The organism is Saccharopolyspora sp. 6V, assembly GCF_020176785.1.
In the GTDB taxonomy this organism is placed as follows: domain Bacteria; phylum Actinomycetota; class Actinomycetes; order Mycobacteriales; family Pseudonocardiaceae; genus Saccharopolyspora_C; species Saccharopolyspora_C gregorii.
Genome location: NZ_JAIUKB010000022.1, coordinates 13,589 through 27,526 on the forward strand (window position 1 = coordinate 13,589; position 13,938 = coordinate 27,526).

Consider the following 13,938-nt stretch of genomic DNA (forward strand, 5'->3'; position numbering starts at 1 on the left):
CGCTCGGCTCTGCTGGGGCTCGGGCGCGGTAGCTCATCTCGGTCGCCCGCGGAGGAGGTCTCGGGCGGCGTCCTCCACGGTCTGCTCGTCCAGCAGCACGTGCCCTGCGGCGGCGCCGAGCGGGATGAAGCTGTCCGCGCTGGTCACGCGGGCGATCGGTCCGGTGAAACCGCCGTCGACCAGCGCCGTCACCACCGGTTCGGAGACGCCGCCGCTGCGGCGGGTCTCGTCGACCACCAGCACCCGGCCGGTCGCCCGGGCCGCGGCGAGCAGGTCGGCGGCGGGCAGCGGGCTCAGCCAGCGCAGGTCCAGCACCCGGACACCCGCGCCCTCGCGGCGCAGGCGCCGCGCCACCCGCAGACACCTGGGCAGGCCGTTGCCGAAGGTCACCAGGGTCAGCTCGCCGCCGTCGCCGTGGGTGCGGGCCCGGCCGATCGGCACGTGCTCCTCGCTCGGCGCCGGGTACCGGGCGCGCCAGCCGTCGTCGCCCGGCTCGTGCAGGTCCCGCTCGTGGTAGAGCGCGATCGGTTCGAGGAACACGCATACGCGCCCGTCCTCGCGCGCCGCGGCCACGCAGGTGCGCAGCATCGCCGCGGCGTCCTCCGGCCGGGACGGGGAGGCCACCACCAGGCCGGGGATGTCCCGCAGCGCCGCCACCGAGTTGTCGTTGTGGAAGTGCCCGCCGAACCCCTTCTGGTAGCCGTAGCCCGCGATCCGCACCACCATCGGGTTGCGGAACCGTCCGTCGGAGAAGAACCCCAGCGTCGCCGCCTCGCCGCGCAGCTGGTCCGCCGCGTTGTGCAGGTAGGCGAGGTACTGGATCTCCGGGATCGGCAGCATCCCGGCCAGCCCGCTGCCGAGGGCGGTGCCGAGGATGCTCTGCTCGTCGAGCAGGGTGTCGAACACGCGTAGCCCGCCGTAGCTCCGGCGCAGGCCGCGCGTCACCCCGTACACCCCGCCCTTGGTCCCCACGTCCTCGCCGAACACGAGCACCCCGGGATCGGTGGCCAACGCGTCCGCCAACCCGCGGTTGATCGACTCGGCGAGGGTGAGCGGGCCTTCCGATTCCGGTGGCGCGGTGCCGAAGTGCGCCGCGCGCCCCGGTTCGACGCGGGTCGCCCGGTCGCGCACCGCCGCGGGATGCGCCGGGGCGATCGCGGCCATCACCTCGGCGCGGTCGGCGAGCTTCGGCCGGGACAGCACTTGCTCTGCGGTGCGGGCGACCGCGGCGCGCGCGGCCTCGTAGCGCTCCAGCACCGCGCCGGGGGAGCGGACGCCGCGGCGCACCAGCGCGGTCGCGGTGGCCAGCAGCGGGTCTCGCGCGTGGTCGGCGAGGATCTCGGACCTCGTGCGGTAGCCCGATTCGACGTCGGAACCGGCGTGCCCCATCAGCCGGACCGTGCGCAGGTGCAGCAGCGCGGGCCGCCGGTGCACCCGCACCCAGTCCGCCAGCTCGGCCGCGATCTCCAGGCAGCGGACCGGATCGGCACCGTCCGAAGTGGAATAGCGCAGCGCCGGGTGCCGCGCCGCGGCGATCCAGTCCGGTGGGGTGCGCACGCTGATGCCGATCCCGTTGTCCTCGCACACCAGCAGCAGCGGCACCGGCAGACCTTGGTGCGCGGTGTGCGCCGCGGCGTTGATCGCGCCGAGCGCGGTGGAGTGGTTCGCGGAGGCGTCGCCGAAGCTGGTCACCACCACCGAGTCCGGCGGCCACTCGCAGCGCAGCCCGAGCCGCTCGGCGCGGCCCAGCGCGAACGCCAGCCCGGTGGCCCGCGGCAGGTGCGAGGCGATGGTGGAGGTCTGCGGGACGATGCCGAGCTCGCCGTGCCCGAAGACCTTGTGCCTGCCCGCCGAGATCGGTTCCTCCGCGGAAGCGACGACGCCGAGCAGCACGTCCCGCAGCGCGTCGTGCCCCGGAACCTGTGCGGCCCGACGCAGGTAGAACGCCCCGGAGCGGTAGTGCAGCAGCGCCGGATCGGTGGGCCGCAGCGCGGCCGCGACCGCGGCGTTCGACTCGTGCCCGCTGGAACCGATGCTGTAGAAGCCGAGCTTGCGGCGGCCCAGCGACCGCGCGGCGAAGTCCAGGTGCCTGCTCCCGGCCTGCGCGTCGAACAGGTCCAGCAGTGCGGTATCAGAGACGGGACCGTCGGCGGGGCCGGGCTCGTCGCCCGGCGCGAGTTCCGCCACCGCGGTGCGGAAGTGCTCGTCGATCTGCTCGACCTGCTCACCGACGTGGTTCATGATCACTCCGTTCCGCTCGGGCACCGACCACGGGACCCGCGCCCGCTTCCGGTTCGGTGTCGTGCCACCGCAGGTCGACCGGTCCTTCCGGCGGGGCGGCGGGTTCTCGGCCGGGTTCGGCGCCGTCGGGCCACACGGGGAACTCGCCCTCGCCCGCCCAGCGCTCGGCGAGGTCCGCGCCCGCTCGGTGCAGGCAGTCCAGCGCGATCGGCAGCAGCGGGTTGGTGTTCTCCTTGCGGTACAGCGCGCGCACCCGGCGCTGCGGTTGCCGGCCCGCGAGCCGGATGATCCGCACCGACCCGGCGCCGAGCGCGAGTCCGGGCAGCAGCGCGACGCCCATGCCGCGGGCCACCAGGTCCCGGATCACCGAGTAGTCGTTGCTGCGGAAGGTGATCCGCGGGACGAACCCGCTCGCGGCGGCCAGCCGCACCAGGGATCGCGCCCCCGAAGTGTCCCGGCGGGTGCAGATCCACGGTTCGTCGGCCAGTTCGTGCAGCGGAATCTCCGCCGCGCCGGTCAGCCGGTGCCCGGCGGGCAGCACCAGCCGCATCGGTTCGGAGACCACTTCGTCCACCCGCAGCTCCGCGGGCCACTGGCGCGGGTCCAGGTCGTACTCGAACACCACCGCGGCGTCGAGCACGCCGTCGAGCACGCTGTCCACCACCTCGTCCGGTTCGCCTTCGTCCAGCTGCAGTTCCGCGTGCGGGCGCCGTTCGAGCACCGAGGCGAGCACGCCGGGCAGGATGCGGGCGTTGGCGGTGGCGAAACCGGCCAGCCGCAGGCTGCCCTCCTCGCCGCTGACCATCGCGCGCACCTCGCGTTCGAGGGATTCCAGCGCCCCCAGCGCGTCCCGGCTGCGTTCGGTGAGCCGGACGGCGAGCGCGGTGCAGCGGGCGCTGCGCGCCGAGCGCTCGAACAGCGGAGCCCCGACGGCGCGTTCGAGCAGCGCCATCTGCTGGGACACCGCCGAGGCGGTGTAGCCCAGTGCCCGGCCCGCCTCCGCGAAGGAGCCGGTGCGCACGCATTCCTGCAGGGTCCGCAGGTGGATCGGGTTGAGCACGCTGATCAGCCACCCGCGCCGATCGGTTCCGCCTCGGCCCGCGCCGACCGGCCGCGCAGTTCCATCGCCGCCCGCACCCGGTCCTGCGCCAGGTCCAGCGCGGCGGTGCGCGGATCGAGGCCGCGGTCCCGCGCGGAGCGCAGCACCAGGGAGGTGTTGTCGCGGCAGCGCTCGGCGACCTCGTCGAGGATCCGGTCCGCGGCGGGGCGGAACGCGGACCGGCGCGCGTCCATCGCGAATCCGGCGGCGATGGCACCCCCGGCGTTGGCGATGAAGTCCGGCACGACGGTGATCCCGCGGTCGGCCAGCACCACGCGGGCTCCCGGCGTGGTCGGCAGGTTGGCGCCTTCGACCACGAGGTCGGCGCGGACCTCGGCGGCGAGCTCTGCGCCGAGCACGTCCTGCCCGGCCGCGGGCAGCAGCACGTCGCAGTCGACGAGCAGTTCGGCGCCGCGGTCGAGCCGCTTGACCGCCGGGGCGTCGCGCACGCAGGCGTCGCCGTGCTCGGTGCGGCGCGCCAGCCACCACGGCACGTCCAGCCCGTCCGGGTCGTGCACCGCGCCGTCCACTGTGGACAGCGCGACGACCTGCGCACCGAGCTCGTGCAGGCGGCGGACGGCGGCCGCGCCGACCGCGCCGAACCCCTGGACCGACACCCGCGCCCCGGCGATCGGCCGGCCGCGCAGCCGGAGCGCCGCGTCCAACGCGGCCACGACGCCGTGCCCGGTGACGCCGAGCTCGTCGTAGGGCACGCCGCCCAGCACCTCGGGCACCCCGACGGCGGCGCCCCGGTCGCCGAGCTCGTCCTGGATGATCGCGGCGTCCCGCTCGGTCATGCCCATGTCCAGGCCCGCGACGTAGCTGGCGGGGATCTGGTCGGCGAGCTTGCGCGCGAACGCGCGCACCACGCGCTCCTTGTCCGGCGCGGCCGGGTCGGCGACGATGCCCGCCTTCGCACCGCCGTGGAACAGGTCGGCGGCGGCCCACTTCCACGTCATCACCCGGGCCAGCCGGGCGATCTCGGTGACCGTCACCGCGGGGCTCATCCGGATGCCGCCCTTGCCGGTGCCCCGGGCGGTGTTGTCCACCACCAGCACGCCGCGCATCCCGGTCCGGGAGTCGGAGACGCAGACGATCTTCTCGGGGCCCCATTCGTCGATCGACTGCAACGGGTCGTTCACGGCTGCCTCCAGCGTGATGTCGTCGTGCTGCGATGGCGGAACCGCGCGGGTTCCGGGGCGTGCTCGGCGGTCCGGTCGGTCGGCCACCGGTGCGGATCGAACGGTTCCGCGCGCGAGCGGAGGTCGAGGGGTCCGCCGACGGGGTGCTCAGACGAGATTGCGTTCCGGGCGGTGCTCGTCGCGGGCGAAGCGGTCCACGCCGAGCCCGCTGACGTCGACCGGTGGTGGCCGGTCCAGCACCAGGTCGCGGACCACTTCGCCCACCGCCGGGCTCTGCAGGAAGCCGTGCCCGGAAAAACCGGTCGCGTACAGGAACCCGCGCACCTCCGCCGCCGAGCCGATCAGCGCGTTGTGGTCGGGGCTCAGTTCGTAGAGCCCGGCCCAGCGGTGCGCCGCGCCCAGCGCGGCCAGCGCCGGTGCCCGCTGTTCAACGGTGTCCGCGAGCAGTTCGAGCCAGCCGTCGTCGAGGTGCGGCTCGGCGCTGTCCAGCGGGTCCGGCATGCCCATCAGCAGGCCGGGCCCCTCCTCGTGGAAGTAGAAGCCGGTCCCGAAGTCGATGGTGAACGGCAACCGGTCGGGCAACCCGGGTGCCGGTTCGGTGACCAGGATCTGCCGCCGCAGCGGCCGGACCGGCAGCTCGACCCCGGCCATCGCGCCGACGGCCGCCGACCAGGCGCCCGCCGCGCACACCACCGCGGAGGTGGCGACCGGGCCCGCGTCGGTGCGCACCCCGGTCACCGCACCGCCGGTGACCTCGATGCCGGTCACGGCGCAGTGCCGCTGGATCCGCGCGCCGCAGCGGCGCGCTCCGGCGGCGTAGCCCTGCACCACGCCGTCCGGGGTGCAGTGCCCGTCGGTGGGGGAGAAGGCGCCGGCGAGCACGTCGTCCACGGACACGGGTGGCGAGAGCTCGCCCGCCTCCCGTGCGGTGAGCATCCGGCTGGGGACACCGCAGGCGTTCTGCAGCCGCACGGACTCCTCGAACGCCGCCACGTCCGCCGGATCGGTGAGCAGGAACAGGTAGCCGTTCCGGCGCAGGTCGATGCAGCCGCCGGGCCGTTCGTCGAAGCGGGCGAACGCGCGCAGGCTGCGCGCACCGAGCTCGATGTTGACCGGGTCGGAGAACTGCGCCCGCACCCCGCCTGCCGCCTTGCCCGTGCTGCCGGAGCCGAGTTCGCCGCGTTCCAGCAGGAGCACATCCGCTCCCGCCTCGGCGAGGTGGAAGGCGATGGAGGTGCCCATCGCCCCGCCACCGATCACGACGACCTCGGCCCGGCCCGGCGGGGTCACTCGGTGCCGCCCAGTTCGGGCGGCAACCGGTAGCCGCGGTCCGGCTCGACGGTGGCCACGTCCATCTGGGCCTTCTGCAGCTTGCCGGAGAAGTCCCAGTTCAACGACTGCCAGCGGGTGAACTGGTCGAGCACCCAGATGCCCGACTGCCTGCTGCCGTTCCCGGACCGCCCGTTGCCGCCGAACGGCAGGTGCGCCTCCGCGCCGGAGGTCGAGTTGTTCACGCTGACCATGCCGGCCCGGGTGCCCTGGCGGAACCGGAAGGCCGTGGCCGGGTCGGTGGTGTAGACGGCGGCGGAGAGGCCGTATCCGGGCGCGTCGCCGAGCTCGATCGCCTCGTCCAGGCTGTCGAAGGTGCTGACCCCGACGATCGGGCCGAAGGTCTCCTGGGCGAACACGTGGTCCTCGGGGCGCAAGCCGTCCAGCAGCACGGGGTGGTAGAACAGCCCGGCCTCCGGGTCTCCCAGGAATCCGGCGCGCGGCGCGTCACCGCGGATCCGCCCGACGAACTCGGACCCCAGGACCCGGTGGTGGTCGGCGATGGTGTCCAGCACCGCTTCGAAGCCGTTGGCGAACTTCTGGTCGAGCAGCGGCCCGTAGAGCACCTCCTGCGCCGGGTCGCCGATCACCGCGTCGCGCAGCGCGCGGTCGAGCCTGCTCACGAACTCGTCGTGCACGTCCCGGTGCACGATCAGGTTGCCGAGCGAGGTGCAGCGCTGCCCCGCCGTTCCCCAGCCGGAGAACAGCGCGCCCTCCACGGCCAGGTCGAGGTCGGCGTCCGCGGCCACCACCATCGGGTTCTTCCCGCCGAGCTCCAGGCAGGGGCTCTGGGCGTAGCGGCCGCACAGCTCGCCGATGCGCGAGCCGACGGCGCTGGAGCCGGTGAAACCCACCTTGTCGACCAGGCCGTCGCGCAGCGCGGTCTCCAGCCCGGCGTAGGTGGCCTCGCCGTCGGCGTACACCAGGTTCAGCACGCCGCGCGGCACCCCGGCCCGCCAGGCCAGCTCGGCGACGGCGCGCGCGGCCGCGGCGGCGTACTCGGCCGGTTTCCACACCACCGCGTTGCCGCAGAGCAGGGCTGGCACCAGGTACCAGGACGGCACCGCCACCGGGAAGTTCCCCGCGGTGATCACCGCTGCCACGCCCACCGGAACCCGGAAGGTGAACAGCTGCTTATCCGGCATCTCGGAGGGCACCGTCTGCCCGTAGAGCCGCCTGCCCTCGCCGAGGAAGAAGTCGCAGGTGTCGACGATCTCCTGGACTTCGCCGAGCGCTTCGGCGTAGGGCTTGCCGATCTCCCTGGTCACGAGCCGGGCGAGCGACTCCTTGTTCGCCTCGACCAGCCTGCCGAGCTCGGCGACGACCCGGCCGCGCACGGGAGCGGGCACCTGCGCCCACTCGCGCTGCGCGGTGCGGGCGGCCTTCGCGGCGGCGTGCAGCGCGTCCGCTCCGCCGAGCTCGACCCGCGCCACCACGTCGTCCAGCCGCGCGGGGTTGCGGGAGAGGTACTCGCCGGTGCCGGACCCGGTCGCCGCCTCGTGCGCGCCTGCTCCGATCACCGAACTCACCGTCGTCGACACCGTGGTCCACCTCTTCCTCGTGCGTGCTTGCGGGTGCGTGCTCGCGCTCGTGCCGTCGGCGGCCGGGGCCGGTCGGCGAGTCGCTCGTCGGGAACCGGGAAATCGGGTACCGGGGCGTCGGGCAGGGCGGAGCGGGGAGCCGCCGGAGCGGCGGAGGACTGCCGGCTGCGGTGTGCGACCGGCCGTGGAACTCACGGTAACCGCGCAGGCGTTCGAACATCGAGCATCAGAAGAGTGATTTCCTGACGTTCTGAGCGACAGCGATGCTATTGCTCCGCGAGATCGTCCGCCGCGCGTCCCGGGGCCCCGCGTCCCTAGAGCCCGCATCCCGAGAGCCCGGTGCCCGAACCCCGTTCCCAGCACCCCGCCCCGCGTGCCAGGTTGCGGGGGAACCGCGAACCGGAGGAACCGATGACCGACCTGATGTGGACCGACGCGGACGTGACCGCGGCCCTGGACCTCGACACGGCGATCCGCTCGCAGCGGACCGCGTTCGAAGCGCTCGCCGACGGCCGGGCGCGGCTCGCCCCGAAGGTCTCGGTGCCCAGCGGCACCGGCACCGCGCTGAGCTACCTCGGCACCGTCTCGCCGGAGCACGGCGCCGTCGCCAAGCTCGTCTCGGTGCACCCGGGCAACGCCGAGCTGGACCTGCCGGTGATCTCGGGGACCCTTCTGGTGCTCGACGCCCGCACCGGCGGACCGCGCGCGGTCCTGGCGGGCACCGCGCTCACCGAGCTGCGCACCGCGGCGGGCAGCGCGGTCGCCGTCGACGCCCTCGCTCCCGGAGCGGCGGCCGACCTCGCGGTGCTCGGTTCCGGCGTCCAGGCCCGGGCGCACGTGCGCGCCATCGCCCGCGTGCGGGAGCTGCGGAGCGTCCGCGTGCACGGCCGGAACCGGCAGCGGCGGGAGGCGCTCGCCGCCGAGCTCGCCGCCGAACTCGGGCTCGACGTGCGCCCCGCGGACACCGCCGAGCAGGCCGTCCGCGGCGCCGCGATCATCGCCACCTGCACGCTGAGCGCCGAGCCGGTCGTCGCGACCGACCTGCTGGAACCCGGTGCCACGGTGGTGTCGGTGGGCTCCTTCGAACCGCACCGCCACGAGGTCGACGCGGAGCTCGTGCGGCGCGCGGGGGCGGTCGTGGTCGACGATGCGGACACCGCCGCCGGCCACGCCGGCCCGATCGTGCGCGCGCTGCGCGACGGGGACCTGGACCGGGCCCGGCTGCGCTCGCTCGGCGAGGTGCTGACCGGGCGCGCTCCGGGCCGCACCGCGCCGGAGGACCTGGTGTTCTACAACAGCGTCGGCGTGGGGGTGCAGGACGCCGCCGCGGCGCACGCGGTGCTCGGCACGCTCTAGGAGGGCTCGGATGGGTTTCGCGCGGCGGTTGGCGGACTCGCTTGCCGGAGTGCGCCCGGACTTCCCGGGCCGCCTCGGGTTCGCCGCGTGGGACCTGCGCGAGCGGGTGCCGGTGCTCAGCGGCGCCGACCGCGAGGTGCACCCGGCGAGCACCATCAAGGTGCTCGTGATGATCAGCGCGCTGCGGGGCATCCACGGTGGACTGTTCACCCTGGACGACCAGATGCCGGTTCCCGCGGAACGAGCCGGAGGTTCCGGCGTGCTGCACGAACTGTCCGGAGTGGATCGGCTCGCCCTCGGCGACCTGATCACGCTCATGATCGTGATCAGCGACAACGCCGCGACGAACGCGGTGATCGACGCCGTGGGCTTCCCGGCGATCGCCCGCTGCGCCACCGACCTGGGGTGCACTGCCACCCGGGTGGAGCGGCGGCTGATGGACGTGCGGGCCCCGGGCCGGAACACGACCAGCGCCCGCGACCAGGCGCGGATCCTGGACCGGCTCGCCACCGCGCGGGCGCTGCCACCGGACCTGACCGCGCACGCGCTGCGCGTGCTCTCCCGCCAGCAGGTGCGCGATCGGCTGCCCGCGCTGCTGCCGGAGGGCGTCCGCTGCTGGAACAAGACCGGCGAGATCGCGCACTCCCGGCACGACGTGGCGCTGATCGGCGACCACCGGCCGCGCGCGGTGGTGGCCGTGCTGGTGGACGAGCTCGCCGACGAGCGGGCCGCGCACCGCCTCGCCTGCGACCGCATCGCGGACCTCGGACTGCGCGTGTTCCACGCGCTGGGGTGACGTCCTCGGCCGGTCGTCAGCGCCGGTGGACGGGTTCTCCGTCCACGAAGGTCAGTTCCACCCGGGCCCGGCCGATCTCCTGCGGCGGCAGGGAGAACGGGTCGCGGTCGAGCACCACGAGGTCGGCCGCCTTGCCCGGCTCCAACGACCCGGTCTCGGCGGCGAACCCGTTCGCGCGCGCCGCGCCCGCGGTGTGCGCGGTCAGCGCCGTCTCCAGCCGCAGCGCCTGCTCCGGCAGGAACGCCGAGGCCCCGCCCGGTTCGCGGCGGTTCACCGCGGCGTGCACCGCGGCGAGCGGATCGGGATCGGAGACCGGCCAGTCGCTGCCCGCGGCGAGCGGGGCGCCCGCTTCGTGCAGCGACCGGAACGGGTACTGGCGCGCGGCGCGCTCGGCACCGAGGCGCGGGATGGTCAGCTCCGTCATCGCCGCGTCGGGGACCGCCCAGGCCGGCTGGACGTTCGCGGTCACGCCGAGCTCCCGGAACCGCGGCACGTCGTTCGGGTGCACCACCTGCACGTGCGCGATCTGGTGGCGCAGCCCCGAACCCGGCGCGGCGGCGACGGCGTCCAGCGCCGCGCGCACCGCCCGGTCACCGACGGCGTGGAAGTGCACCGCGAAGTCCGCGGCGGCGAGCGCGGTGACGACCTCCCGCAGCTCGGCGTCCGGGAGGTGGGCCAGCCCGCGGCCCTGCTCGCCGAGGTAGGGGGCTTCCATGGCTGCGGTGCGGTTCTCGCACACCCCGTCCAGCATGACCTTCACGTGCTCGGCCCGGAACCGCTCGCCGCGCGCCCGACGCCGCCGCTCGACCAGCTCCGGGATCTGCTCCGCGCCGCGGCGGCGGTCCCACCACAGCGCGCCCTGCACCCTGGCGCGCAGCCGCCCCGCGCGGTCGAGTTCCCGGTAGGTGTCCAAGACGTCCGCGTGCCCCAAGTAGGCGCCGACGATCGCGTCCTGCCACCCGGTGACGCCGTGCGCGTGCAGCACCCGCTGGCCCTCCAGCAGCGCCGCGCGGTGCTCGCCGGGATCCGGGGCGGGCAACGCGCGGGCCACGAGGTCCGCGGCGCCCTCGTGCAACGTCCCGGTGGGCCGGCCGCGCCCGTCCCGCTCGATCCAGCCGTCCGGGGGATCGGGGGTGTCCGCGCGCACCCCGGCGAGGCGCAGCGCGGCGGTGTTCGCCCAGGCGCTGTGCAGGTCGCGGTTGAGCAGGTACGCGGGCCGGTCCCCGGTCACCGCGTCCAGCTCGCCCGCGGTCGGCGCGCCACCGGGGAACAGCGGCGAGTCCCAGCCGCCGCCGAGCACCCAGCCGGCACCGCCGTGCGCGGCCACGGTCCGCAGGCACTCCGCTGCGCTCGTCGCCGCCGTGAGGTCGCAGCGCAGCCGCCGCAGCCCGCCGAACACCGGGTGCGCGTGCGCGTCCTGGAACCCGGGCAGCAGCAGCCGCCCGGACAACCGCACCACCTCGGTGCGGCTCGTGATCAGCGGCCGCCCCGCCGGCTCGCCCAGCGCGAGGACGCGGCCCGCCCGCACGGCGAGCGCGTCGGTGCGCGAACCGCCGGCGTCCGAGGTGACGACCGGGCCGTCCACGAACGCCAGGTCGGCGCCCGTCAGCGATGCTCCTCGCCGGTGATCACCGAGACCGCGAGCTCCCGGTCGTGCTCGTCCACCTCCGGGACCTGGAACCCGGTGCCGCGGATGTGGTCGACCAGCGCCGCGTCCGGCGGGACCCCGTGCTTGCGTAGGTAGTAGCCGACCGCGCCGGGCCAGATCCACCGGCCGTCGGTGTGGAAGGTCAGCGGCACGTCGGCGGGAGCGGCGGGGTCGAGCTGGTCGGTGTCGTAGCTGCGCGCCGCCAGCACCACCGGCGCCCGGTCGAGGTAGTCGACGAGCCCGCGCAGCTCCGCGTCGTCGATCCCGGGCCGGTCCACCTGCGGGCGCCCGTCCTCGTCGACCGAGTCGAAGACCTCCGCGGTGCGCAGCGCGGGCGTGCGGGTGGCGCTGCCGGTCGCGTCCGGGATTCCCGCGCCCCGCGCGAGCCAGGCGGGGATGTTCGCGCCCGCGCGCGGGTAGGTGCGCAGCTCCGCGGCGAACTCCTCGGGCGGCGGGGTGCGGTTCCAGCCCGGCTCGTGGTCGCCGTTGAAGTCGACGCTGTAGCTGCTGGGCCGCTGCAGGCGGTAGAGGGCGCTGATCCAGGTCCCGCGGTCGGCCTCGTGCATGCCGTGGCGGAGGCGGGCGAACAGCCCCGCGACCGCGTCCGGGACCGCGATCGGGATCGGGGTGCCGTTGGGAGCCAGCAGTTGCGCGGCGAGCTCGGCGTGCCCGCCCACGGCGCGGTACTCGACGGTGACCTCGCTCCACGCGGGGGGCATGGAGCGCAGCAGCACCCGGCCCACCTCCTGGATGAGGTTCTGCTGCGCCGCCTGGTCCAGCGCACCCGGCGGATCCTGCGGATCCGGTCGGTGGGGCCCCTGCTCGGGGAGTCCCGGTTGGCTCATGCCTGCATCCTCCCAGCCCATGCGCGGGCGGCGGAGCCGATTCCCCGAACTCGTGCGCGCCCGACGTCCTGCGTTCACCCGCGCGAAGCCGCGGGCGGACAACTGCCGCGCCCAGAGCTTAAGACCCCGGACGAGTGAGTGTCGGCGGCCAGCTGTCCCCTTCCCGGCGATCTCCGATTAGCCTGGTCAGCGGCTTGCCGGCACATCACGGGCGGGTTTCGCCGTGAACTTCGGATGACGGCGTGAATGTCGGATACGACGATTGTTGACAATAAATCCAGCTCGGGTTTAGCTTCGATCCATCGCCGGCGAGACGTGGAGGTGACCATGCGGGCCCATGAGCACGGCCTTCCCCGTCCCCTCCGCTGGCTGGCTTCTTCATCGCTCTGGCTGCGACATTGAGGCTGATCACCGCTTGAGGCGGTGATCACGACGCGCAGCGCGTGCGGCCGGCCGAGCCGGGCCCCGCGGGACCAGTCCCTGAGCGGTGCTCGAACTCCCTCGCCGGAACACGCCCCTTCTGTAGGTAACTCTGGTGGGGGGCCTCGAGGCGCCCATGCCATGCACTGCACTTGGGAGGAGGTTCGGCCGGTGGCACTCGTCGACTGCGACCCGCTGATGAGGGTGACCTGGACAGATCCGGTGACGGGGAAGAACGGGTTCCTCGTCGTGCACAGCCTGGTGTCAGGCCTGGCGACCGGCGGAACCCGGATGCGCGCCGGATGCACGATGTCGGAGGTGGAGGACCTGGCGCGGGGGATGGCCCGCAAGACCGCCGTGTTCGACCTGCCGGTCGGTGGCGCCAAGGGCGGCATCGACTGCGATCCCAAGGACCCGGACGCGCACGGCGTGCTGCGCCGCTTCGTCGAGGCCATGCGCCCGTGGATCGACGCGCACTGGGTGACCGCCGAGGACCTGGGCGTGCCGCAGCACCTGATCGACGACGTGTTCGTCGAGGCTGGGCTGCAGCAGTCCTACCACGCGGCGATCCGCCGGGCGCCCGACGTGGAGCACACGCTGCGCCGGGTGCGGGCCGGGCTGAACGCGCCCGTTCCCGGCGGGCTGCTGCTCGGGGATGTGGTCGGCGGCTACGGCGTGGCGCAGTGCTGCCTCGGCGTGGTGCACGCCCGCGCCTGGGACCACGCGAGCACCACCGTCGCGGTGCAGGGCGTGGGGACCATGGGTGGCGGTGCCGCCTGGTACCTGCACGAGGCCGGGCTGAAGGTGGTCGCGGTGGCCGACGCCGCGGGTTCGCTCTACCACCCGGACGGGCTCGACGTGCCCGCGCTGCTGGAGGCCCGGGACCGGTTCGGCGAGATCGACCGCGACCAGGTGCCCGCGGACGTGCAGCGGCTGCCGCGGGACGCGGTGCTCTCGATCGACGTGGACGTGCTGATCCCGGCCGCGGTGTCCTACGCGATCACCCCGGAGCGGGTGGCCCAGGTCAACGCCAAGGTGATCATCGAGGCGGCGAACACGCCGATCACCGCCGAAGCGGAGCGGCAGCTGGCGGACCGCGGAGTGCCGGTGATCCCGGACTTCGTGGCGAACTCCGGCGCGGTCGCCTGGGCGTGGTGGCTGCTGCTGGGCCGGGTGGACGCCGACCCGGTGCTGTCGTTCAGCGTGCTCCGGGAGGAGATGCTGGCGAAGATCCCGCCGCTGCTGGCGGCCTGGGACGCCGACGGCACCACGCCGCGCACGGCCGCGCTGCGGCTCGCGGACTGGCAGACCGAGCAGAACAAGGTGGCGGAGGCCGAGGGGAGGCTGCTGGTCAGCATTCCGTAGGCTCACCGCATCAGACTGGAACGTGGGCGCCCCCCCCCCCCCCCGGGGGGGGCGCCCCCCCCCCACGCGGGATAGAGCGGGACGCGGGTGGGGGGTCCACCCCCCCCCGGGGCCCCCCGGGGGGGGGGGGGGGGGGGGGGCGGACCCCCGGGGGGG

General features: G+C 74.7%; 10 protein-coding genes. 3 read left to right on the forward strand and 7 right to left on the reverse strand.

The window, feature by feature from the left end; translation table 11 throughout:
• Nucleotides 1-33: 33 nt before the first annotated feature.
• The 5 genes from LCD35_RS04805 to LCD35_RS04825 all read right to left on the reverse strand — a co-directional run bounded on the left by LCD35_RS04805 (nt 34) and on the right by LCD35_RS04825 (nt 7,352).
• Complete coding sequence (locus LCD35_RS04805; protein WP_224977904.1) at nt 34-2,241, reverse strand: thiamine pyrophosphate-dependent enzyme; 2,208 nt, start codon at nt 2,239-2,241, stop codon at nt 34-36.
• Nucleotides 2,225-3,301 (reverse strand): LysR family transcriptional regulator, encoded by a 1,077-nt coding sequence (locus LCD35_RS04810; RefSeq protein WP_224958112.1) that lies wholly within the window; start codon nt 3,299-3,301, stop codon nt 2,225-2,227. The genes LCD35_RS04805 and LCD35_RS04810 overlap by 17 nt, the downstream gene beginning before the upstream one ends.
• 5 nt (nt 3,302-3,306) lie before the next feature.
• Nucleotides 3,307-4,482 (reverse strand): Glu/Leu/Phe/Val dehydrogenase, encoded by a 1,176-nt coding sequence (locus LCD35_RS04815; protein ID WP_225043770.1) that lies wholly within the window; start codon nt 4,480-4,482, stop codon nt 3,307-3,309.
• A gap of 147 nt (nt 4,483-4,629) precedes the next feature.
• Entirely contained in the window at nt 4,630-5,772 is a 1,143-nt protein-coding gene (locus tag LCD35_RS04820) for an FAD-binding oxidoreductase (protein ID WP_224958107.1), read from the reverse strand.
• Nucleotides 5,769-7,352, reverse strand: coding sequence for an aldehyde dehydrogenase family protein (locus LCD35_RS04825; protein WP_224958105.1), 1,584 nt, complete (start codon nt 7,350-7,352; stop codon nt 5,769-5,771). The genes LCD35_RS04820 and LCD35_RS04825 overlap by 4 nt, the downstream gene beginning before the upstream one ends.
• A 411-nt stretch (nt 7,353-7,763) precedes the next feature.
• Between LCD35_RS04825 and LCD35_RS04830 the strand changes: the two genes are divergently transcribed.
• Together LCD35_RS04830 and LCD35_RS04835 are read left to right on the forward strand one after the other, a co-directional pair.
• Nucleotides 7,764-8,708, forward strand: a complete 945-nt coding sequence (locus tag LCD35_RS04830) for an ornithine cyclodeaminase family protein (protein ID WP_225043771.1) — start codon at nt 7,764-7,766, stop codon at nt 8,706-8,708.
• A gap of 10 nt (nt 8,709-8,718) precedes the next feature.
• Nucleotides 8,719-9,504, forward strand: a complete 786-nt coding sequence (locus LCD35_RS04835; protein ID WP_225043772.1) for a serine hydrolase — start codon at nt 8,719-8,721, stop codon at nt 9,502-9,504.
• A 16-nt stretch (nt 9,505-9,520) separates the two neighbouring features.
• Here LCD35_RS04835 and LCD35_RS04840 read toward each other — a convergent pair whose 3' ends face one another.
• Together LCD35_RS04840 and LCD35_RS04845 are read right to left on the reverse strand one after the other, a co-directional pair.
• Nucleotides 9,521-11,089 carry an amidohydrolase gene (locus LCD35_RS04840; RefSeq protein ID WP_225043773.1) on the reverse strand — a complete coding sequence of 523 codons (1,569 nt, stop codon included), beginning with the start codon at nt 11,087-11,089 and terminating at the stop codon, nt 9,521-9,523.
• Nucleotides 11,090-11,109: 20 nt separating this feature from the next.
• Complete coding sequence (locus tag LCD35_RS04845; protein WP_224958097.1) at nt 11,110-11,997, reverse strand: hypothetical protein; 888 nt, start codon at nt 11,995-11,997, stop codon at nt 11,110-11,112.
• Nucleotides 11,998-12,558: 561 nt separating this feature from the next.
• Here LCD35_RS04845 and LCD35_RS04850 point away from each other — a divergent pair.
• Nucleotides 12,559-13,782, forward strand: a complete 1,224-nt coding sequence (locus LCD35_RS04850; RefSeq protein ID WP_224966170.1) for a Glu/Leu/Phe/Val dehydrogenase dimerization domain-containing protein — start codon at nt 12,559-12,561, stop codon at nt 13,780-13,782.
• The last annotated feature ends 156 nt before the right edge of the window (nt 13,783-13,938 follow it).

Coding starts and splice junctions, on each gene's coding strand:
- LCD35_RS04805 (WP_224977904.1), bottom strand. CDS start 2,241: ATGAACCACGTCGGTGAGCAGGTCGAGCAGATCGACGAGCACTTCCGC.
- LCD35_RS04830 (WP_225043771.1), top strand. CDS start 7,764: ATGACCGACCTGATGTGGACCGACGCGGACGTGACCGCGGCCCTGGAC.
- LCD35_RS04835 (WP_225043772.1), top strand. CDS start 8,719: ATGGGTTTCGCGCGGCGGTTGGCGGACTCGCTTGCCGGAGTGCGCCCG.
- LCD35_RS04845 (WP_224958097.1), bottom strand. CDS start 11,997: ATGAGCCAACCGGGACTCCCCGAGCAGGGGCCCCACCGACCGGATCCG.
- LCD35_RS04850 (WP_224966170.1), top strand. CDS start 12,559: ATGCACTGCACTTGGGAGGAGGTTCGGCCGGTGGCACTCGTCGACTGC.